This is a genomic window from Corynebacterium sp. HMSC064H12 (assembly GCF_001809925.1).
In the GTDB taxonomy this organism is placed as follows: Bacteria; Actinomycetota; Actinomycetes; order Mycobacteriales; family Mycobacteriaceae; genus Corynebacterium; species Corynebacterium jeikeium_D.
Genome location: NZ_KV799361.1, coordinates 35,322 through 57,663 on the forward strand (window position 1 = coordinate 35,322; position 22,342 = coordinate 57,663).

Annotated in this window: 17 protein-coding genes; 10 read left to right on the top strand and 7 right to left on the bottom strand. The window is 59.7% G+C overall.

The genetic code is table 11. The annotated features are described in order from the left end of the window. The first annotated feature begins 213 nt into the window (after positions 1-213). Together gltB and HMPREF2681_RS10025 are read left to right on the top strand one after the other, a co-directional pair. Complete coding sequence (gene gltB / locus HMPREF2681_RS10020) at positions 214-4,836, top strand: glutamate synthase large subunit (protein WP_070547063.1); 4,623 nt, start codon at positions 214-216, stop codon at positions 4,834-4,836. After that, complete coding sequence (locus tag HMPREF2681_RS10025) at positions 4,829-6,370, top strand: glutamate synthase subunit beta (RefSeq protein ID WP_070547013.1); 1,542 nt, start codon at positions 4,829-4,831, stop codon at positions 6,368-6,370. The genes gltB and HMPREF2681_RS10025 overlap by 8 nt, the downstream gene beginning before the upstream one ends. 8 nt (positions 6,371-6,378) lie before the next feature. On the opposite strand, the gene HMPREF2681_RS10030 is transcribed toward HMPREF2681_RS10025, so the two are convergent. Both HMPREF2681_RS10030 and HMPREF2681_RS11150 read right to left on the bottom strand, forming a co-directional pair. After that, positions 6,379-8,946 carry a multicopper oxidase domain-containing protein gene (locus HMPREF2681_RS10030; protein ID WP_070547015.1) on the bottom strand — a complete coding sequence of 856 codons (2,568 nt, stop codon included), beginning with the start codon at positions 8,944-8,946 and terminating at the stop codon, positions 6,379-6,381. A 132-nt stretch (positions 8,947-9,078) separates the two neighbouring features. Beyond that, entirely contained in the window at positions 9,079-9,231 is a 153-nt protein-coding gene (locus tag HMPREF2681_RS11150) for a hypothetical protein (RefSeq protein ID WP_155877870.1), read from the bottom strand. A gap of 366 nt (positions 9,232-9,597) precedes the next feature. Between HMPREF2681_RS11150 and HMPREF2681_RS10035 the strand changes: the two genes are divergently transcribed. From HMPREF2681_RS10035 to HMPREF2681_RS10060, 6 genes are read left to right on the top strand one after another with little or no spacing between them, the layout of a single operon-like run. Continuing rightward, on the top strand, positions 9,598-11,484 hold the full coding sequence (locus HMPREF2681_RS10035) for a polysaccharide biosynthesis protein (protein ID WP_070547016.1): 1,887 nt from the start codon (positions 9,598-9,600) through the stop codon (positions 11,482-11,484). 9 nt (positions 11,485-11,493) lie between these two features. Next, a complete protein-coding gene (locus HMPREF2681_RS10040; RefSeq protein WP_070547017.1) occupies positions 11,494-12,738 on the top strand; it encodes a lipopolysaccharide biosynthesis protein in 1,245 nt (414 codons plus the stop codon). Positions 12,739-12,741: 3 nt separating this feature from the next. Then, positions 12,742-13,932 (top strand): glycosyltransferase family 4 protein, encoded by a 1,191-nt coding sequence (locus HMPREF2681_RS10045; protein ID WP_070547019.1) that lies wholly within the window; start codon positions 12,742-12,744, stop codon positions 13,930-13,932. Next, a complete protein-coding gene (locus tag HMPREF2681_RS10050; RefSeq protein ID WP_070547022.1) occupies positions 13,932-15,110 on the top strand; it encodes a DegT/DnrJ/EryC1/StrS family aminotransferase in 1,179 nt (392 codons plus the stop codon). The genes HMPREF2681_RS10045 and HMPREF2681_RS10050 overlap by 1 nt, the downstream gene beginning before the upstream one ends. Beyond that, positions 15,107-16,663, top strand: a complete 1,557-nt coding sequence (locus tag HMPREF2681_RS10055) for an O-antigen ligase family protein (protein ID WP_070547023.1) — start codon at positions 15,107-15,109, stop codon at positions 16,661-16,663. Before HMPREF2681_RS10050 ends, HMPREF2681_RS10055 begins: the two co-directional genes overlap by 4 nt. Before the next feature lie 10 nt (positions 16,664-16,673). After that, positions 16,674-17,339: a sugar transferase gene (locus tag HMPREF2681_RS10060; protein WP_070547025.1), complete on the top strand. Its 666-nt coding sequence runs from the start codon at positions 16,674-16,676 to the stop codon at positions 17,337-17,339. On the opposite strand, the gene HMPREF2681_RS10065 is transcribed toward HMPREF2681_RS10060, so the two are convergent. Then, positions 17,323-18,027 (bottom strand): acetyltransferase, encoded by a 705-nt coding sequence (locus HMPREF2681_RS10065; RefSeq protein WP_224783751.1) that lies wholly within the window; start codon positions 18,025-18,027, stop codon positions 17,323-17,325. The two genes, HMPREF2681_RS10060 and HMPREF2681_RS10065, sit on opposite strands and share 17 nt — an antisense overlap. A gap of 49 nt (positions 18,028-18,076) precedes the next feature. After that, complete coding sequence (locus HMPREF2681_RS10070; protein ID WP_049189801.1) at positions 18,077-18,604, bottom strand: HPP family protein; 528 nt, start codon at positions 18,602-18,604, stop codon at positions 18,077-18,079. A gap of 164 nt (positions 18,605-18,768) precedes the next feature. Between HMPREF2681_RS10070 and HMPREF2681_RS10075 the strand changes: the two genes are divergently transcribed. Further along, the gene (locus HMPREF2681_RS10075; protein ID WP_005510922.1) at positions 18,769-19,062 is read left to right on the top strand and encodes an RNA-binding S4 domain-containing protein; all 294 of its coding nucleotides are present in this window, start codon (positions 18,769-18,771) and stop codon (positions 19,060-19,062) included. 3 nt (positions 19,063-19,065) lie between these two features. Then, complete coding sequence (locus HMPREF2681_RS10080) at positions 19,066-19,947, top strand: VOC family protein (RefSeq protein WP_005510913.1); 882 nt, start codon at positions 19,066-19,068, stop codon at positions 19,945-19,947. A 3-nt stretch (positions 19,948-19,950) separates the two neighbouring features. Here HMPREF2681_RS10080 and HMPREF2681_RS10085 read toward each other — a convergent pair whose 3' ends face one another. The 3 genes from HMPREF2681_RS10085 to HMPREF2681_RS10095 form a co-directional block, all read right to left on the bottom strand. Beyond that, complete coding sequence (locus HMPREF2681_RS10085; RefSeq protein WP_187405454.1) at positions 19,951-20,343, bottom strand: PIN domain-containing protein; 393 nt, start codon at positions 20,341-20,343, stop codon at positions 19,951-19,953. Between the two features lie 119 nt (positions 20,344-20,462). Then, a complete protein-coding gene (locus HMPREF2681_RS10090; protein WP_049193910.1) occupies positions 20,463-21,647 on the bottom strand; it encodes an isocitrate/isopropylmalate dehydrogenase family protein in 1,185 nt (394 codons plus the stop codon). Between the two features lie 45 nt (positions 21,648-21,692). Beyond that, positions 21,693-22,241 (bottom strand): neocarzinostatin apoprotein domain-containing protein, encoded by a 549-nt coding sequence (locus HMPREF2681_RS10095; RefSeq protein WP_070547027.1) that lies wholly within the window; start codon positions 22,239-22,241, stop codon positions 21,693-21,695. Between the last annotated feature and the right edge of the window lie 101 nt (positions 22,242-22,342).

The window sequence follows — 22,342 nt, forward strand, 5'->3', positions numbered from 1 at the left end:
AAAGCGGGTAGTAAAAGCCCGGTTTTAGTCGAACGGGAAGGGTGTTCTAGCTCCTTCGGGGGTGGGTAAATATAGCTAGTTCCCTAAATACGTATTGCAATACGCCTAGGTGAAAGTGCATTGTTAAAACAGTTGGAAATATAGATAACCCGTGTCCCCCAATTGGCACATTGCACCTACAAGGGGAAAACAGCCATGACAGCTAAGACAGCCATGACTCTGACCGAAACAGCGACCACATTGCCTCGTGGTCCTCAGAGGGAAGGTCTCTACCACCCGTCGAACGAACATGATGCGTGTGGCGTGGCCTTTGTTGCCGACATTTACGGTCGCCAGACTCATGACATTGTCGAAAAGGGCATTCAGGCACTGGTCAACCTCGACCACCGCGGTGCCGCCGGCGCTGAGAAGACCACCGGCGACGGTGCCGGCATTCTCATTCAGGTTCCGGATGCCTACTACCGTGCTGAGCTGAGCAAGGAAGGCGTCATTTTGCCGCCGGCTGGCACCTATGCCACCGGTATTGCATTCCTGCCGCAGTCGCGCATGGCCACCCTCGATGCCATCCGGGCTATTGAAGACATCTGCGCCGAAGAGGGCATCGAGATCTTGGCATGGCGCGATGTGCCGATTAACGCTGACGGGCTTGGCCAGATGGCTCGCCAGGCTATGCCGGTGCTGCGTCAGCTCTTCGTTACCGCGAAGAACTACGAGGGTCGCCAGCTCAGCAATATCGATCTCGACCGCAAGATGTTCTTCCTGCGTAAGCGCTGCGAGCGTGAGCTGGGTGAACAGGGCGCCGGCGAGGGCTCTGGTGGCGACACCGTGTATTTCCCGTCGCTGTCCAGCCGCACGATCGTCTACAAGGGCATGCTGACTACTCCGCAGCTGAAGGATTTCTACCTTGACCTGCAGCAGAAGGAAGTCACTTCCGCGCTCGCCATCGTGCACTCGCGCTTTTCCACGAACACTTTCCCGTCCTGGCCGCTGGCACATCCGTACCGCTACGTCGCTCACAATGGCGAAATCAACACCGTGCGCGGCAACGAGAACTGGATGCGCGCCCGCGAGTCGCTGATTCGCTCTGGCAAGCTGGGCAACATCGACCGCGCGCTGCCGGTGTGCGACCCCAACGGTTCTGACACTGCGCGTTTCGACGAGGCCCTGGAGTTACTGCATCTCGGTGGTCGTAGTCTCCCGCATGCGGTCATGATGATGGTTCCGCAGGCCTGGGAGCACGACGACAATCTCAGCCCGCAGGTTCGCGCGTTCTACGAGTACCACGCCTGCCTGATGGAGCCGTGGGACGGCCCCGCTGCCATCTGCTTTACCGACGGCCAGGTCATCGGTGCCACCCTGGATCGCAATGGTCTGCGCCCGGGGCGCATCTGGGTGACCGACGAGGGCCTGGTGGTGATGGCCTCCGAAGCTGGTGTCCTGGATATCCCGCCGGAGCAGATTGTGCAGCGCACGCGCGTGCAGCCGGGGCGCATGTTCCTGGTGGACATGAAGGCCGGTCGCATTATTGAGGACAAGGAGATTAAGTCCACGCTGGCCGCCACCGGTCCATACGAGGAATGGATCAAAGAGGGCCTGGTCGACATCACCGACCTGCCACGAGAGCGCTACCAGTACATGCCGCATGCCCGCGCGGTGTTGCGGCAGCGCGTCTTCGGCATCACCGAGGAAGACGTTGACCTAATCATCCGCCCGATGGCACTCACCGGCGCGGAGGGCCTGGGTTCGATGGGCTCAGACACGCCGATTGCGGCACTGTCCAACCGCCCTCGCATGCTGTTCGACTTCTTCTCGCAGCGGTTCGCGCAGGTTACCAACCCGCCGTTGGACTCGCTGCGCGAAAAGTCCATCACCAGCATGAATACGTTGCTGGGTGCAGAGACCAACATCCTGGAGCCCACCGCCGATGCCGCCCGTCGCATCCGGCTTGAGCATCCAATCCTGGACAACCACGACTTTGTCACCCTGTGCCAGGCGGGCAAGAACGAGGAGTACTCCGAGTTCCGTGCCGAGGTCATCTCTGGCCTGTACCCGGTCGCCCGCGGTGGCCGTGGCCTGCGCAACGCTATCCGTCGTGTTCGCCGTGAGGTCTCTGAGGCCATTGACCGTGGTGCCCGACTGATTGTGCTGTCTGACCGTGAGTCCAACGAGCGCTTTGCCCCCATCCCGTCGCTGCTGCTGACCTCCGCGGTCCACCACCACCTGGTGGAGGAGCGCACTCGCACGCGCGCCAGCCTCATCATTGAGGCTGGCGACGCCCGCGAGGTGCACCACATGGCCATGCTGCTGGGCTTTGGCGCCGATGCCATTAACCCGTACATGGCTTTCGAAACCATCGATGAGCTGCGCATGAAGGACCAGCTCGGAGCTCTGACGTTGGATCAGGCCTGCTCGAACTACTGCAAGGCTGCCTCCAAGGGCGTGCTGAAGGTCATGTCCAAGATGGGTATCGCCTCACTGCAGTCCTACCGTGGCGCTCAGCTGGCCGACACCGTCGGTCTGTCGCAGGAGTTCCTGGACGAGTACTTCACCGGCGCTGTTTCTCCGCTGGAAGGTATTGGTCTCGACGAGGTCGCAGAAGATGTTGCCGCGCGCCACCGCAGCGCATTCCTGCCGCGCCCGGAAGAGCAGGCACACCGCGAGCTGGATCTCGGGGGCGAGTACAAGTGGCGTCGCGAAGGCGAGTACCACCTGTTCAACCCGGAGACCATCTACACGCTGCAGCATGCCACCCGCACTGGTCAGTACGCGGTCTTCCGCGACTACACCAACAAGGTCGATGCGCAGACCAAGCAGCTGGCAACTCTGCGCGGCATGCTCGAGTTCGCCTCGGACCGCGAGCCAATCGACATTGAAGAGGTCGAACCGGTCTCGAGCATCGTCAAGCGTTTCTCCACCGGCGCAATGAGCTATGGCTCCATCTCTGCGGAGGCACACGAGACGCTGGCCATCGCTATGAATCGCCTGGGTGCGATGTCCAACTCCGGCGAGGGCGGCGAGGACCCAGACCGTTTCGAAATGGAGGCCAACGGCGACTGGAAACGCTCTGCCATCAAGCAGGTCGCATCGGGCCGCTTCGGTGTGACCAGCCACTACCTGTCCAACTGCACCGACATCCAGATCAAGATGGCCCAGGGTGCAAAGCCCGGCGAGGGTGGCCAGTTGCCACCGAACAAGGTCTACCCGTGGATCGCGGAGGTCCGCATCACCACCCCGGGCGTGGGGCTAATCTCGCCGCCACCGCACCACGACATCTACTCAATCGAGGATCTGGCACAGCTCATCTACGACCTCAAGAACGCCAATCCGCGCGCCCGCATTCACGTCAAGCTCGTCTCCGAGCAGGGCGTGGGTACCGTCGCCGCTGGTGTCTCGAAGGCGCATGCCGACGTCGTGCTGATCTCCGGCCACGATGGCGGCACTGGTGCCTCGCCACTGACCAGCCTCAAGCACGCCGGCGGTCCGTGGGAGCTGGGGCTCGCTGAAACCCAGCAGACCCTGATGCTCAACGGGCTGCGCGACCGCATCCGCGTGCAGTGCGATGGCCAGCTCAAGACCGGTCGTGATGTCGTGGTCGCGATGTTGCTGGGTGCTGAGGAGTTTGGTTTTGCTACCGCTCCGCTGGTGGTTGAGGGCTGCGTCATGATGCGCGTCTGCCACCTGGACACCTGTCCAGTTGGTATTGCCACCCAGAATCCGAAGTTGCGGAGCAAGTTCACCGGCCGTGCCGAGCACGTGGTCAACTTCTTCACCTTCATCGCCCAGCAGGTCCGTGAATACCTCGCTGAGCTGGGTTTCCGCACCATCGATGAAGCGGTCGGACATGCCGAGTGCCTGCGTCCGCGCAAGGATCTCGACAACCTTCCGCGCGTCGCAAAGCTTGACCTGGAGCGAATCCTGCACGTTGCCGAAAGCCCCTTCTTTGCGGACCAGGATTCCTACTGCACGAAGGCGCAGGACCACGGCCTTGAGGGCGCGTTGGATGAGCGCCTCATCGACGAAGCGCAGCCCGCGCTGCGTACGGCGCGCGCGAATGGGCTGGCGCCGACACCGGTATCGCTGCACCACGCCATCAGCAATGTGAACCGTTCCGTGGGCACGCGCCTGGGGTATGAAGTCACCAAAGTCGCAGGTAAGCAGGGGCTTGCCGACGACTCCATCGTCGTCAACCTGCTCGGTTCCGCCGGTAACTCGCTGGGTGCGTTCCTGCCGGCCGGTGTGACCATCAAGCTGGAGGGCGATGCCAACGACTTCGTCGGCAAGGGCCTGTGCGGTGGCAAGATTGTGGTTCGACCTTCACGTTCGGCCCCGCCGACCGCGGATGTGGCTACCGACACCATTGCCGGCAATGTCATTGGTTTTGGTGCCACCAGCGGTGAGATCTTCGTCCGCGGCACTGTCGGTGAGCGCTTCTGCGTGCGTAACTCCGGTGCTACGGCCGTGGTCGAGGGCATCGGTAACCACGGTTGCGAGTACATGACCGGTGGCCGCGTCGTAGTGGCGGGCCCGGTCGGTCACAACTTCGGCGCCGGTATGAGTGGCGGTATCGCTTACCTGCTGGATAACGAGGCGACGCGGGCGAACATCAACACCGAGCTGGTCGATATTGTGCCGCTCGATGATGAGGACATCAGCTGGTTGGAGGCCACGCTGTCGAAGCACCGCAAGCTCACGGGTTCTAAGACTCGGTTCCCGGCTGCACAGTTCATCAAAATCATGCCGCGTGATTACGCCCGAATTCTCGACGTAGTCGCGAAGGCAAAGGACAACGACGCTGACATCAACGAAGCAATCATGGAGGCAGTAACCAATGGCTGATCCGAAGGGGTTCATGAAATTCCAGCGCGAAGAGCCTGCTCATCGCCCGGTTCCGCTGCGTCTGATGGACTGGAAAGAGGTCTATGAGGAGGCTAGCAACGAGCAGGTGCAACAGCAGGCGACCCGCTGTATGGACTGTGGTGTGCCGTTTTGTCACTCGGCCTGCCCGCTGGGCAACATCATTCCGGAGTGGAATGACCTGGTTCGTCAGAACCGCTGGCACGAGGCTTTCGAGCGCTTGCACGCCACCAACAACTTCCCGGAGTGGACGGGCCGCCTGTGCCCGGCACCGTGTGAGGGCGGTTGTGTGCTCGGCATCAATGATGATGCCGTGACCATTAAGAACATCGAGCTGGCCATCGTTGAACGCGGCTTCGATGAGGGCTGGGTGCAGCCGATTGTGCCGACTTTCGACACCGGCCAACACATCGCTGTCATCGGCTCCGGGCCGGCGGGCCTTGCTGCAGCACAGCAGCTGACTCGCGCCGGGCATGATGTCACGGTCTTCGAGCGCGACGACAAGATTGGTGGTCTGATGCGCTACGGCGTGCCGGACTACAAGATGGAGCAGCGTTTCCTCGACCGTCGTCTCGAGCAGATGGAAATCGAGGGCACTGAGTTCCGCACCAACATCTCACCGACGGCTGCTGACCTGGCCGAATTCGATGCAGTGGTCCTAGCTACCGGCGCGTCACTGGCCCGCGACCTGCCTGTCGATGGCCGTGATTTGGAGGGTATTCACCAGGCTATGGAGTACCTGCCGGGTGCCAACCGCGTTGCCGCAGGCGAGCTCGACACCCCGCCGATTGATGCGAAGGGCAAGAAGGTCGTTGTCATTGGCGGCGGTGACACCGGCATTGACTGCTTCGGTACCGCGCTGCGCCAGGGAGCGGCGTCCGTCACGCAGTTCGATATTCGCCCGCGTGCGCCGAAGTCCCGTGCGGCGTCGACTCCGTGGCCGATGTATCCGCTGGTCTGGCGTGTGGCGACTGCCCACGAAGAGGGCGAGTACACCATCACCGGTTCCGAACCACCAGAGGTTACCGAGGCACTCGGCTTCAACGCTCGCGTCACCGGCGAGACCCTGGGCAAGCGCGTCTTCAACGTCAACACCGTCTCCTTCCACGGCGAGGACGGTCACGTGACCGGCCTGTCCGCCAACGAGGTCGAGGTCATCGATGGCAAGCGTGTGCCCATGGAGGATACGGATTTCGAGCTCGACGCCGACCTAGTTCTCATCGCGCTGGGCTTCTCCGGTCCGGAGCGCGGCGGTCTGCCCCATGAACTGGGGATTCAGTTCAACGATCGCGGTGTGATGATGCGTGACGACGACTACCTCGCCGTGCGCAGCGACATCGAGCAGAACTTCGACGGTCCGGTGTTCGTGGCCGGTGACAATGGCCGCGGGGCCAGCCTGATTGTGTGGGCTATCGCCGAAGGTCGCGCCTGCGCCGAGGCCGTGGACCAGTACTTGATGGGCGAGTCCAATCTGCCGCGCGCTGTCGAGCCGGAGGATGCTCCAATTAAGTTGTAAACCCTGGTTTAGTTCACCACTATGTTGCCGCGTGCCCCCATTTCGGCATGCACCATCTGGTGGTCGACAAAGCGGTACGTGCCAGGCTCCGGGAATTCGGCCTCAACATAACCACCCTGCGCGGCACCGAGGTCAAGGGCTTGGGCACCGCCCACGCCGTCGTCAAGCAAAAGCGCGCCCTCCTTGTACACGCGATGGAACTGCGTGCCGACGATATGGAAGCTCGTGCCCTTGTTGGGGCCGGCGGCAAGTACCCAGAAACGTACCGTCTCACCTGCGCGAATGCGAATTGGGTGGGTGAGATACTGGTCGGGGTAGCCGTTGAACTTGTAGATATCGGGGTCCTCGGCCATGGTCTTGTCGGCGTCGGGGCCGTCCTCGCCCCAGTAGCTTTCCGACTGCACCAGAAGAACCTCGTGGTCAACATCAGTGAGATTCGGTGGGTCGATGATGACGGCACCGTGCATACCGGCAGCGATGTGCATGGACATGGGCATGGTTGCGCAGTGGTACATCCAGATGCCCGCGCGGTCAGCACGGAAGCGGTACTCAAGCTTCTCACCAGGGGCGATGTCGCGCATTGGCTCGTCCGGCGAAACAATGCCGGCGTGAAAGTCGATGGAGTGACTCATGGTGCCGTCATTAATGAGCGTGACGACGAACTCGTCGCCCACCTTGCCGCGCAAAGTTGGCCCCAGCGGTTTGCCGTTGAATACCCAATGCTGCTGCTCGACGCCAGGGGCAGCGTAGCCGGTGAATTCGCTGGCCCGCAGCGTGACGTGGTGAACCGTGGCGTCCTCGGCGGGCTCTAACATCGGGTTGATGGTGGGGGAGTCCGGACCGGGCTGTTCGCCGACATTCCCGAGTGCGCCTGGCGTTGCGTGGTCGGAGTGGCCGCTGTTCCCGGTGCGGTGTGAATGATTCGAGCCACCTGCATTGACCGTGAGCGTCATGCCCATCTGGCGGTGACCAGCAATGGTGCACCAGCCGTCAATGTCACCGGGAACAACCGGCACTTCAATGGTGGCGGAGTTGCCAGGGGCGACACGTCCGGTGTCCTCGCCGGTGGCCAAGCGCAGATCGTGGACCTGGGAATCAGCGTTGACCATGGTGATGACCAGTCGGTCGCCGGGGTTCGCCTCTATAACGTTCGGGGTATAGGTCATATCGTTGGCAGTAACCGTCACCTCGACGGTATCTCCGGTGGACGCAACATCACCGGTGGTTTCAATGCTTCCTGTACCGCCACCGCCACCGCTCAGCGCAACGCCGACGGTTACTACCAGGCCCAATACAGCCAGAGCAGCGGTCGTTTGAGCACCGAGTCGACGTGCAGTTGCATGCAGTTCGACCGGTTTCGGCGGTGCTTCCTTGTTCGCCCGTGCCTTCTGACTCTCTTTTAACGCACCAATCTGAGCCTTCGCGGCACGGCCGACAAGTGGCAGATAAGACACCAAGGCAAGGGAGACCATTGCGGAGACCGCCACTTTGGTCCAGGAAGGCAGCGGCATTAGCCACAGTGCCAGACCAATATTGATGGTTGACCAGCGGAATGCGCCCGCGCGGTCAAGTTCCTTCATACCGGCAGAGACTGGGCCAGCACCTCCGCCGATGGTGGCGGGCAAGAGTTGGCTCATCATGCCGATAAGCAACTGGGCGCCGAAACCGATTACCAGCGGCAGCGTGAGGGATGAGATTACGAAGCCGTCGTCAAGCGCCTTGACTGTGGCGACTGCGAGTGTGCCGATTAGCCAGACGACTGCAGCTGCAGCAGACAACGCCGGGTAGCTGAGGCGGTCGCGCGGGTCTTTAGCGACAGTCATGACGTTGTGTGCCCACGGGATGGCGGCTATGACCCAGCCGATAGTGATAATGCCAAGGCCGACGGAGTCCAACCAGTTGAAGCTGGTCAGTGCACCGATCGCAGTAATTGCGATACCTATGAGCTGTACTGCTAGTGCCAGCTTCGGGCGGGAATGCGGCGACATCCGGGTTCGCCACAGCGCTGGGAACATGGTGATGAGCGTGCCGCAGGCCGCGAGCCCGAGGAAGCCAATGAGGTTGACGGTTTCGTGTGCCAGTAGGAGGTCGTCGTGAAGCGCTTTGCCCTTAGGAGATGCGAGGATGGCGCCGAGTGCAGCGCCGATGGGCAGTAGGCATGCCGACGCGACGTAGTGTGCAACGGAGATGGCGAATGGCCGATCGCGCTTCGCTACCAGGTCGCGTCCGAGGGAAAACGCATGCCATGCGACGGCGACGCCGACGACCGTCGCGCCGGTGGTGGTCACTGGCCACCAGTCACCGAGCTTGCCGACGACCGTCGCGACAATACCTACGTTGAGCAGGTAAATATTTGCCAACTGAATCTTCCGATTGCCAACGGGCACGTCGATTTTCAGTAGCTTTTCGGTGAAGTGGCGGCCCCAGATGAGGATGGAGTTGGTGACGGCGCCGAGGGTAAAGAGATGCACCAACAGCCAACGGCCATCGGCGACGAAAGGGTGAATGAGTGCTGCCACAATGATGGAGGCGAACCACCAGCGCACTGGCATACCGGCCTTGCGATGCCAGGACATGCGGCGCTTCTTGCCAGGCTTAGTAGGCGGTTTGGTTGTGGGGGATTGGGGTTCTGGTGTGGCGTGCGACGACATATATCAATAATACGCATACTGGGTGCGCATTTAATATGGGCGCATGTAAGAGTGCTTTTATTTGGTCGGGTCTTCGCCGTTTTTGTGGGCCTGCCAGAACTGTGTGGTCTTCTGTGTCTGACCCATCCGGTTTTGAATCAGCATCAGGGTAGTAAGGAAGGGCTTCCGGGTGATGAAAGCGCGTGCCCGACGCGTTGATGATGTGCTCACGGGGAAGTGTAACCCTTTTGTCAAAAACGATTGTTTGAGTATTCACGCAAATACTTCCTTGAATAAACATCTCAATAAAGAGGTGATCGTGCATTAATTGCAATCGTCAGGAAGTGGTTACGTTAGAAGCTAGTTTGTACAGCTAGTTAGATGAATGTAAACAGATTGAAGCTTCAGTAAACAGTTGGTGAAACGTTGTTTTACCAGGGAGAATGATGAGTGGTAAAGGTGGCTTTTTGGCTACCCGAACGATGGGGTAGCCCTTTGTAGTAGGGGGCTGTAAATGTAGTTCATATCGCATAGTATGCCAAGCCTGTGGAACGCATTGTGCGTAAGAAAATTTAACCAGCAGTAAAAGGCATAAGAATGTTTATCCGAGACTGGAAGCAGCTCGCCTGGTGCGTATTTGACGTACTCGCCTGGCTGATTGCGCTGTCCGCCGCTAACGGAATCGTCCGCGGTGAATTGGTATCTTTCTCTGAAATATCAGGCACTAATTTTTTGGTTGTCGCTGTCGCCGTGGCCGTCATCGTCCTGCTCGGCCTGCTGCTCGGGGAGTACACCAACCCGCAACGCGTATGGCCCGGCAGTCGAACTGAAGATATTGTTCTGCTGAGCATCAGCATGGGCGGTGCTACCGCAGCCACTGGCTTGGCTCAAATCCTGAAGACCTTCCCGGAAATTGCGTGGTACGTTCCGTTCGCCGGTGGCTGTGTCGCAACTTTGGCAAGTATCTATACCCGAACTCTCGCTCGCTGGATTACCAACAACTTTGGCTCCCGTCAGACGGATGACCGCTTGATCGTTCTCGGTGCAGGCCGTCGAGCCAAGTTCTTTATTAACAGCCTTACGGATTCCGGTATCTCCCGTGAGAACCGCTTCCACTTGGTTGGAATCGTCGATCCCAAAGAAAGCCGCGAGAACCATATTTCTCGTATCCATGGTCTCCGCGTGATTCGTGGAATTGATCAGCTGGGTGAGCTCGCATCGCGCACTTCGGCGCAGTCGGTCATCATTGCTACTGATGAGCCACTGTCCACTGAGTGCATCAACGTCCTCAACCACATTTGTGAGGAATCGTCCCTGCGCCTGCTCATTCTGCCGCCGGTGGAGGAGTATTCGCGCCACCGTGGTGCTGTCGCTACCTCGCAGGTGCGCGAAATTAACATCGCCGACCTCATTGGCCGTCAGCCTCTGCACCTGGATGAATCCAAGGTCGCTTCCATAATCCGCGGTAAGAAGGTGCTGGTCACCGGCGCTGGAGGTTCTATCGGTTCCGAAATCTGCCGACAGGTTCACCGCTTTGAGCCGGCAGAACTGATTATGCTGGATCGCGATGAGGGCGGCTTGCATGCCACGCAGCTGTCGCTGACGGGTTCGGCGCTTCTCGACGGCTCCGATACCGTCCTGGCTGATATCCGTGACGCGGAAATGCTGACGCAAATCTTCACCGAGCGCAAGCCCGATGTTGTCTACCATGCTGCAGCTCTCAAGCACCTGCCGCTGCTGGAGAGCTACCCTGCAGAAGCAGTTCAAACCAATGTCATCGGAACTCAGAACGTCCTGGATGCAGCGGCTGGGGCCAACGTTTCAACCGTTATTAATATTTCCACGGACAAGGCTGCGAACCCGGCCTCGATTCTGGGTGAATCCAAGCGCGCTGCGGAACGTCTGACTGCGCACATGGGGAAAACTCACGAAGGTGTCTGGGCATCTGTCCGCTTCGGTAACGTGTTTGGCTCGCGCGGTTCAGTCATTACGACTTTCCAGCGTCAGATTGAAGAGGGCGGCCCGGTGACGGTGACGCATCCTGACGTTCAGCGCTACTTCATGACCATTCCGGAGGCATCGCAGCTGGTGCTGCAGGCTACCGTTATTGCAGAGTCCGGTGAGACTCTGGTGCTGGAGATGGGTAAGCCGGTCAAGATTGCTGAGCTGGCGGAGAACTTGATCAGGCTCCATGACGCAGACGTAGAGATTGTCTACACGGGCCTTCGCGAAGGTGAGAAAATCTCCGAAGACTTGGTTGATGACCGCGAGGTTCCCAAGATCGGTGATCGTCATCCGCTAATCACTGAGGTACGTGTTGAGCCGGAACGGCTGAATTCGCGGATTCTCCCGTGCACACATAATCACGATGCTGCACGTCGTTGGCTTGCAGAGCACGGTGGGGCGCAAAGCAGTATTGAGGCGCATCCCACCGGTGCACAATCACTTGCAACCGTTAGTGCGAAAGCAAAAAAGTTAGGATGACTCCCCACCGTGACAACTACCAGCTCCTCTAACTCCGGGCAGCTGGCGCAAAGAGTTCGAACAGTTGCGACGATTTCGGCAGCTTCAGCGCTCGCCGCAGTCGTCGCCTTTGTGGTCAGTATTCTTTCCGCGCGAGTGCTGGGGCCCGCTGGTCGAGGCGAGGTCGCTACCGTTTTGCAGTTCGCCTATATTGTGGCGCCATTCGTCGGCTTTGGGGCCGATCGGCTTTTGCTGCGCCGCGATGATTACGACCACGGTCTCATTCCGAGTGGTTACGCCATGACCGTGGTCGCTCTGATTGCCTGCGCCATCGCAGGAGTCGTCTACGGACCGTGGACGGCAATGGCCGGCATTGTCGCCTTGGTTACCGTGTCATTTTCCATGGTTCGTGCGATGGCCATCAGCCGCCATCGAGTGTCCTTCTTCGTCGCAGTATTCGTCGGCTTCCAGGGCTCAGTGCTGCTGATTAGCACTGCGCTGTATTTCGCTGGAGTCGAGGACTGGCGCTGGTGGGCTGCGGCCTACATCTTCCCGGCGCTGCCCCTGGCAATCTGGTCGCTGGCGAAGTCACGCGAGCATACCGATTCCCGTGTCGGCGGAGTGGTAGAGACGGCTCGTACAAATGCCCCGTTCATCGCATCGGGTCTCGGACCGCTGACGACCACACGCTTGGGGCGCGTTTTACTGCCGGCGCTGGCCTCGCCGGCGTCGTTAGGCCTTTTCGTGGTCGTGGCGACGGCGACAGAGCCGCTGTACTGGGTCGCGCAGTCAGTCGCCGATCAGCGCACCAGCGACCAGAGGGGTCGCGAACTCACCCCGTCTCGTGTGCTCCGACACCTTGGCATAGTCACTGCAGCGTACGGCGCGCTTGGTGCGCTCGGTGGTATGGCACTCTACTTCCTCATCGTGCCGGTATTCGGCCATGAGTTTGAGCCTGCTCGGGAGTTGGTGCTGCCACTGACTATCGCGGCCGTGGTGCTCGGCTGCTACCGACACCTGTGCGGTGAAATTCTCGGCAGCGACAATCCCCGTCGAATTGGCCGAGTGGAGCTCATTTCCGCCGTTATCGCTGTCATTTGTTACCCGATTGGCATTCTTCTCGGAGACGCCCTCGGTCTCGCGTGGACCAGCGCAGTTGTCTACTTTGCAGCAGCCGTTGTTGCCGCAGTGGCGTTGATGCAGCCGAGCAGAGGCCCGAAAAATCCATCAACCACCAACGAAGAACTTCCCGTCGACGTAATCGAGGAAAGCTAAACAATGCGAATCACTTATATCCACCAGCACTTTGTTCTCCCCGGTGAGCCGGGTGGTTCCCGACCCTACGAGTTTGCCCGCCGAATGGCCGCTGCAGGCCACGAGGTGACAATGATCTGTGGTCGCGATGAGGCCATGGATAAAACGGTCGATGGCATCCACGTGCGTCGTTTAGCGATTCCGTACCGCAATGAAATGTCGAAGCGCGAGCGCATCGTCAGTTTCTTCAACTTCCTGGTGCGCGCCTCCGCGGTTGCTGCCCGTGTGCCTGCCGACGTGATTTACGCGTCCTCGACTCCGCTGACTGTGGCGGTTCCGGGAATTGTGGCGAAGTTTACCCAGCGTGCGCCGTTGGTGGCGGAGATCCGTGACCTGTGGCCAGAGGTGCCAATCAAGTTGGGCTACCTCAATAATCCGGTGGCGATTTTCCTGGCCAAGCAACTGGAGAAGGCATTTTATGCGGCATCGAGCGAGGTCGTGGCGCTGTCGCCGTCGATGGCCGATGGCGTCAAAGAGGTAGCTCCGAAGAAGTGCGTGACTGTCATTCCGAATGCGTCGGACTTTGAGCGTTTTGATGTCCCGGTCGAGCAGCGTGCAGCTTTCCGTAAGGAGCAGGGCTGGGGCGATGACGTGGTGGCGGTCTACGCTGGTGGTTTTGGCATGTCCTACCAGCTGGAGTGGCTTGTGGATTTGGCGGCGCAGCTGCGTCGTGATGGCGTGGAGAATGTGCGCTTTGTCCTGCTGGGGCAGGGAAGCGACTCGGATGCGTTGTACCAGCGCGCTGAGAACGCTGGCCTCGATGCCGATGCGATGTTCCTCGGCCGTCAGCCGAAGGAAGATGTCGCCAAGTACGTGTCTGCCGCCGATATCGCGCTATCGCCGCTGCGTGATGACCCCTGCCTGGAGGGCAATTCCCTGAACAAGGTCTTCGATGCCATGGCCGCATCGCGTCCGGTGGTGTTCAACCACGGTGGCTGGCTGGAGGAAGCCGCAACCGAGCACGATGCCGGCTGGCGTCTCTCGCGCGATATTCCGACTGCGGCCAAGCGATTCGCTGAGATCATCTCCGACCGCGATGAGATGCGCGCAGCGGGACAGCGAAACCGCGAACTGGGTGAGAAGCGTTTTGCTCGTGACAGCCTGTACAACCAGCTCATCGAGGTACTCAACCGCGTTCGAAAGGTTCAGAAGTAATGACTAACGCCGACACTAACAAGCCCAATGAGCGGATCTTTCTTTCGCTCGCGACAGTCACCGAAGCAGAAGAACAGGCCGTCGTTCGTGCACTCCACTCTGGTTGGGTGGCTCCGTTGGGTCCCGAGGTAGACGCGTTTGAAGCGGAGATTGCCAAGCGCTGCGGTGTTGAGCACGCGCTCGCGCTGTCGTCTGGAACTGCTGGCCTGCACTTGGCGCTGCTCGCGCTGGGGATTGGTGAAGGTGACTACATTCCGGTTTCCACCATGACCTTCGCGGCCACGACCAACGCCATTGCTTACGTTGGTGCTACGCCGGTGTTCGTCGATGCCGCAGAGGACGGAAACATCGACCCTGAGCTGCTGCTCGGCACCGTCGATGAGCTGCTTGCCGAGGGCAAGAGCGTTCCCGCCGTGATGATTGTGGACCTCTTTGGCCGCTGCGCCGATTACCCGGCCTTCGCGCCACGCCTGGAAGAACTCGGCATCGCGCTCATCGAGGACGCCGCCGAGGCGCTCGGTGCCAGCGTCCATGGTCAGCCGGCCGGCAGTTTCGGCCGTGCCGCCGCGCTGTCTTTCAACGGCAACAAAATCATGACCACCTCCGGCGGTGGCATGCTGCTGTCCGATGATGCCGATCTCATCGCCCGCGCGCGCTACCTCTCCACGCAGGCGCGTCAGCCCGTCGCTTGGTACGAGCACACCGAAATCGGCTACAACTACCGCCTGTCCAATCTGCTCGCCGCACTGGGGCGGGCGCAGCACTCGCGTCTGGACGACATGATCGCTCGCCGCCGCCAGATTCGCGATGCGTACATCGATTTGCTCGCCTCGCTTGACGACGATGCCCCTGGTAAAGGTACCCGCTTGCTCTCTGACTCCGACGAGCGTTTCACCGAGAACTGCTGGCTGACCTCAATTGTGCTGCCACAGGAGGCCGTCGATAAGGGCGTCCTGAGCCCAGACAGCGTGATTGCAGCACTGGGTGAGGCCAACATTGAGGCTCGTCACCTGTGGAAGCCCATGCACCTACAGCCGGTGTATGAAGGCGCGCGAGCGACCATCAACGGCACCGCTGAGAATCTTTTCTCCCGCGGCATTACTCTTCCTAGTGGTCCGGCGCTGGACGATGACGACGTCGCGCGGGTGATAGGTGTTTTGAAGGAAGTGCTGGGATGACTCCTACAGAGGTAGCTGGAGAAACTGTAAAACAGCGAAAACCAATACTGCAGTCGCTGTTTATTGTGGTGGCCGCAGGAATGTTTGCTGGTGTCCTCTACGTTGGCGACACGACGATGAAGGACGTCTCTTCGGCGCTTCCTGATCTCTCTCTTGCATTGCCGATTTTGGTGGTTGTTGCAATCCTTACCGCCTTCGGCACCCCAGAAGCGCAGCGCCAGAGTTGGCTGAATGCGATGAAAGGCGCTGGCAATGTAAAGCAGTGGCCGATGGCCGTGTGGGCATTAGTGGCTTTCTATGCCTGGTTGTTCTGGATGATGCTGTCCGGACTGTGGGCCCCCGAAGCTGCCGAAGTTGCTCCTGTCGTTACTGCGTTGATAACGCTTGGGCTCATCGCCACGATGTCAGCAATACTGTTCTATTTGCATCCTCAGGCACTGGTATGGCTGTGGTTAGCAGTAGCCATTTGCTCGCTTATTTTTCTCTACGGTGGCATTACTGGTCCGAAATATGTCGGGCGCATGACGGCGTTCGGCGGTGGACCGAATGTCTTTGCCCGTTTCATGCTGTACGGCATCGCGGCAGCTGTGTTTTTCATGCTGTGGCGTAAGTTCATGTGGGCAGTTCTCTTGTTTGCTGCACCATTTGCTTACGGTCTCGTTGCGTCGGGAAGCCGCGGTGTACTGGTTGCTACCACCGTGGTAGTCCTCTTTACCGCAATAGCTGTGTTTTTTCACTGGGGTTGGAAGTGGGCGACTGTTTTTTACGTCGCAGTCGCCGCAGCGGTCGCGTACGGATACTCGCGGTTCATCGCAGGTACCGAGATTGAAGAATACTTTAAGACGCGCTTTATCCAATTGACCTTCGAAAAAGAACATGATTCCGGACGCGGTTATCTCCATGATGAAGCTTTCCGAATCATGAGTGAACACCGCATCTTTGGTGGAGGCCTGCATAGCTTCGTTGTGCTGTCGACACCGAGGTCTTCACATCCACTGGAGCATCCGCACAATATCTTCTACACAGTCGGATCTGAAGCGGGTGTCATAGGTATCGGTCTGTTTGTGATTGTGCTGGTTGTGTTGGCAATCGCCTGTCGCCACCTATTCAAGTTTCTTCAAGCTGGTCTGACCGCAGCCGTGGCATTCTCGGTTCTTGTGGCACAGGTTTTTTCCGGCTACTACTACGATTCCCGTTCGCTATGGCTATTTGGCTTTGCAGCAGCATTTGCGATGCTGAGCCTACGGCGCAAGGACGCAGCATCGGCAGAACCAGAGCTGGAGCCGCAACCAGAACCCGCAGCCGAGCCCGAACCAGTCATGGTCACCGATACCGCGGGGCCGGTTGTGCCGGAGCCGGAGCCAGCGGTGGCCGTCGTCAAGCAAAGTGCGCCTGACAACAAGAATGACAACAGGAAGCTGCGCGTTGCGGCAGCGTCGTTTGCCGCGGCCGGTGTAGTGGGTGCGGTTGGTTGGCTGGTCAGGAACCGTTCCAATGAGGAAGTCGATGCGCGTGCCGAAAAGCTTCTGCGCGAAATGTTCAACGAAAAGTAGGAGATGACCAATGGATTCACTGAGCATCCGCGCGCAACGGGTAATTAAGCGCGGCATCGACATCGCGGCATCTGCAGCGGGCTTGATTGTGCTGTCGCCAGTTATGGGCGCTACGGCTCTGGCAGTGCGACTTTCCATGGGAAAGCCAGTCCTGTTCCGTCAGGAACGTCCGGGGCAGGATGGTAAGCCGTTTAATATCCTCAAGTTCCGGACGATGCATCACGTCAATCCGGCAAAGGGGCTTGTCGACGATGCGTCCCGCCTCACCGAGGTGGGAAAATTCCTTCGGTCCACAAGCTTGGATGAGCTCCCGGAGCTCATCAATGTACTGCGTGGAGACATGAGCCTCGTTGGTCCGCGCCCGCTGCGCATGAAGTACCTAGAGCGCTATTCGCCGCGCCAAGCACGCCGCCATGAGGTGCCACCGGGAATTACGGGGCTTGCCCAGGTCTCGGGCCGCAATGGCATCACCTGGGAAGAACGTTTCGAGTACGACGTGCAGTACGTGGATAATTGGTCGCTACTGCTCGATGCAAAGATTCTGCTCGACACTATCTTGGTGGTGCTCAAGCGTGAAGGGATCTCGGAAGAGGGGCAAGTGACCATGACCGAGTTCACCGGTTCGTCGGATGAGAATTCGTCGGATAAGGACGATTCGGCTAACGCAGGTTCTTAATCACGCCTGCGGGAACACCGGCGACAACGGTGTAGTCATCGACGTTTCTGGTAACTGCGGCTCCGGATCCGATGTACGCTCCCTCACCAACGGTGAGGCCGGGGTTGATTACGGAGTTGGCTCCTAGCGTGCAGGCTTCGCCAAGCGTGACAAAGCCCGACACGGCATTGAGCGGGAAGATTGTGCAGTAGTCCCGCAGCACCGCATCGTGGCCAATCGTGACATTCATATTGATTTGGGCGTGCTTGCCTACCTCAATATTGCAGGTCAGGCGCGCTCCGGGGCAGATGACCGTGCCCTCGCCGAGCGAGACCAGCGCGCCAATGCTGGTGTCTGGGTGGACCAGAGTCGCAGGCACGAGCCCTTCGGTATCTGCGCGTTGCGCAATCGAACGTCGAGCAGCGCCGCTGCCGATTGCGACTGTGTAGTAGACCCCCTCGGGTAAGTCCGCGAGGATTTCGGTTTTGCCCAAGAGTTGCACACCCATTTTGTGGAAAAAGGTCATATCTGGGGTGCCATCATCAATAATGCCTAGGATTTCCCACTGCGGTGGTAGGCCGTTGGCTGCTGCGTAGTCGTTGATGTCCTTGATGAAGCTGACCACGTTTCGCCCAAAACCACCAGCGCCGACGATGACAATCTTTTCGGTCGTCGTGTTGTTAATCCACTGCTTTAGCATGAGTGTCATTATCCCACTGATAGCCGTATTCAGCCGGAGTGCGTGACCCCGAATCCACCTACCACCAGTATGTGGGATAGCGGAGGCCGCGCAGTCGATTTGCGAGGATGCCAAGCATCACGATCATGATCGACGAAGCGAAAATGAAGCCTATGAAGCGGAAATCGTTGGCGAGCCCATGACCGTGTGGCATCAGCACAGTGACCATAGCGGTAGCGGTGGCAGGGGAGTGCGCCGCGCGAGCAAGAAGCATGAGCGCGAAGGCGACGCCGGCGGCAACCGCTGCAGCAATGATGGTCGAACCCAACATGTGCAGAATTGCGATGCCAGTCGTGCAGCCGATGAGGTGTCCGACCACGACATTTCGTGGCTGAGCCAGAGGCAAGTTGGGCGCACCGACAATAAGCGCCATGGCAGCGCCAATAGGAGGCAGAAATAGCAGGTCAGAGACAGAAGTTGAGATGAGTGCCAGGGTCATCAGCGGCAGGCTCACGGCTACCGAGGCGGCGATAACATGGCGTAGCGGAGGGCGAGGTGGCGCTTCGCTGGCGATCCGGGGCCACTTCGGAGACCGTGAATTAGACATGAGAACGATGTTAGGGTGTGCTGCCTCATCCGCGTCGCGGTTCGAGGTTTTTATTGAAATAGAAGTTTAAATGGGGTGGCTCCCAGGTCTCCCAAGCCTACAAAGCCGAACCAGACCCGAACCAACCCCCGACCATTTTCACCGGATATGACACACTTAAGGGCATGGAGCCTATCGATGTCGCAATCCGGGATGAGTCCATCCGTCTCGGGCAATTCCTGAAGTTGGCAAACCTGGTGGAAACGGGCGGTCTGGCCAAGGAACTCATTGCCGAGGGCCAGGTCAGCGTGAACGGTGAGGTCGACACTCGCCGTGGCAAGGTGCTGCGTCCAGGGGACGTCGTCTCTGTTGCCGGTATGTCGGCACGCGTGGCCACCGCCGATGAAGTCGATGATGACTACTTTGATGAGGCCACCGCCGACGATGACTTTGATCCTGAAAAGTGGAGGAACTTGTAACTCATGCCCGCATTTCCCGCCGAATTTGGCATGCCCCTGCGCGTAGATCTGCTCTCCGCCGCACCGCGTAAGACCGAGCGCTTCTACCGCGGCGTTCTTGGGTGGGCTTATCGCAATACCGCGCCAATCCATGAGGATGCCCGCGAGGCATCCGCTGGTCGCCGCGTTGCCATGCTGTCCGGAATGCCGGTGTCGGTGCTGCTTGAGGCCGATAAGGACGCTGAGGATGCCTTCGTCAACCAGTGGCGCGTGAATTTCCATGTCGACTCCGCCGCTGGTGCCGTCGAGAAGGCGCGTGAGCTCGGCGCCGAGGTCTTCCAGGAACCGACCCCGCTTGTCGACGGATCCACGATGGCCGTCGTTTCCGACCCCGCCGGTGGCCTCATTGGACTTTTGGAACAGCCGGGTGAGCAGGCCTTCATTGCAGCGGGCGAGCCCGGCACCCCGGTGTGGTTCGAGCTGGTCGCAGGCCCAGAGGAGACCTTTGAGCAGGTCGCGGACTTCTACCACAACTTCTTTGGCTGGGAAATCGCAGTGCGCAACAAGAACGAGCACGGCACTTTCGCAGTTGCGATGGAAGACGGGGCGCCGTTCGCTGGCTTGGTAGCCAGCTCGGTTGCTGCACAGACCGATGCGGCAGATAAGAGCTTCGTTGGCTGGCTGGCCTACCTTGGCGTGGAGAACATCGACACCGCTGTCGCCAAGGCTGAGGAACTGGGCGGTTCCGTGCTCGTTGCCCCGCAGGCCACCGAGTTCGGCCCGCTGGCAACTGTGCAGGATCCGTGTGGTGCGGCAGTTGTACTCTGCGAGGTGCCGCTGCCACCGGAGGAGGACATCCGCGAGTCCGACCCGCTGGAAGGCATTGACCTCAGCCAGTTCCAGTAGGCGCTAGAGCTCTTCTTCGTCGTCCTCAGGGTCCTGTTTTCCGGTGTAGTTAACGTGTAAAGGATTGTCTTCGTTTTTAGCCAATGCAGCGAAGAAGTCATTGGTCCAGGTAAAAAGTTCACTTTTACCAAGGTTGACTTGCTGCTGGAGCAATGGGTGATAAACAACCCGCTGTGACGGTGGGCAGCCGTAGTAAAAGATTCGGTACAGTCCAGCGCGCGATTCACGTATATGGCGATGGCAGTACTTGACCAGTTCATCAGCGCGATCCTCTGCGGTCTTATGACCAAACAGTGTTGCCGCGCGTTTGCGGTAAAAGCCACCATCAACAAGCACTGCTGTAGTGATCTCGCGTAAAGGCACAGCTCGCGCAGCACTATATCTGTTTCTACTCATATTTCTTGGCCCTCCCCCTATGAGTAATCCCAGTCATCGGCGCTCTCCTTATCGGCGGAGGGTCAACGGCTGGGATTGATAGCAACCACTTTAATTGCGCTTCGTAATCGAGTCAATGCCTACAACCCCAGCTCCGCCCGCACCGCAGCCACAAACTCGCTGGTAGTCGCGGTTCCGCCGAGGTCTGGCGTCGCGGCAGTGCGTGTCGCGGCGTAGACGGCCTCGCGCAGCTTGGCAGCCGGCGCAAGTTCCGAGGTCGGATGCCCAAGATGCTCCGCGCACATTGCTGCAGAGAGCAAAAACGCAGCCGGGTTGGCGATGCCGCGCCCGGCAATGTCCGGTGCCGAACCATGCACGGGCTCGAAAACCGCAAAGTCGTCGCCAACATTCGCCGACGCCGCCAGCCCCAGCCCGCCAATCAGTCCTGCACCAATGTCACTGAGGATGTCGCCGATAAGGTTTTCCGCGATGATGACATCAAAGCGCGCCGGGTCGGTCACCAGCTGCATTGCCACGGCATCCGCATTGGCAAAATCGAATGCGACCTGCGAATACTCCTCCGCCACCTCTTCAACTGCCCCGCGAATCACACGCGCAGAGTCCCGCAGGATATTCGGCTTGTCCGCCACCGTCACCGTCGGCGTGGCCTCCGAATCGGGGTTTGCCGCCTGCCGCGCGAGAGCCAACTTGGCAGCCTGTCGCGCAAGGCGGTGCCACGCAAAGGACGTCGTCACGCGCAAAGAAACCGCAACTTCGCCACGCTTATCGACGGCGCGAGTCACCGTCGAGTCCTCCACTACCTCTGCCCACAGGTGGTGGTGCGGGGAGTCGGCCGGGGCGTCGTGAGGCGGGAGGAGATAGTCGTGACTGTAGAGGCCCTCGGTGTTTTCGCGGACGATGGTGAAATCGGCAGTCGCGCCGGGCAGGGTGACCGGGCGGATGTTGGCGAAGAGGTCGAGACGCTGGCGCAGCTGGAGAACAGGGGAGCGGTAAGTCAGGCCGGTACCGCGCAGATGCGGTGCTAGTTCTTCCTCGGCCTCGCGAGCGGGCTTGGAGGTAATCGCCGCGAGCAGAGCGGCATCGCTGCGCGCAAGTGTTTCCCAGGTTTCCTGTGGGACGGGATTGCCGTGCGCACACCACTGTGACCAGCCAATTTGTGCCTCTGTTAGCTCCCAGTGGGGGAAGACATCGGCGATGAGTCCTCGGCAGGCATCGGTGATTTCAGGGCCGATGCCGTCGCCGGGCAGGAGTGTGATGCGGCGCGGTGCCGCTTCTAAAGCAGTCGCAGGCTGGTCGGTTTCCATGGCTCTTAGCCTAGGACTGCGACGCCTGCGCGTGTGTGGTTTGGCCTACTTAGCGAAAGTAACCGGGATCTCGGTGATGTCCTCGAAGCCCTCGCTGTGGTCACCGAAGAGCTTCAGCACGCAGTCCTGCTGGGTGCAGTCCACGGCCTCGCCGGTGGGCACAACGCTGAGCTCGAAGTGTGCGGTGTTGTCGTCGGCGATGGTGGTGGTGCCGCCGGACTTCTTGGTAATCCACTGCTGCGACTGGGTGCCGGCACTGCGGTCACCGGTGCAGTCCGGGACGGGGTTGCCTGGAGCCTTCTCGGCGGCGCAGAGTGCGGCGTAGTAGCCGTAGTCGGGGTCGAGACCAGACAGGTCGACGGAGATGACATCGCCCTCGGAGAGGTCGTTGACCGGCTCGGCCTCCATGGTTACTTCGCCGGCGCTGGCGTCGGTTTCTTGATCTGCAGCCGAGCTGGTGGTTTCCGAGGCGTTGGTAGCATCCTGTGCGGCATTGTCCGCGTCATCTGCGCCACAGGCGGCGAGAAGTGGAAGTGCGGCGACGGCCGGAATAGCCAGGAAAGCCGCGCGACGCTGGAGTGTACGAGTAGTCATAGGAGGTAACGTCCTTCCGAAAAACTGTAGAAATTACTATCTTTATTTAAGGGTAGGCTAACCTAGAACTAAAAGATAGCCTAAGATTCTTTGGGTGAGTA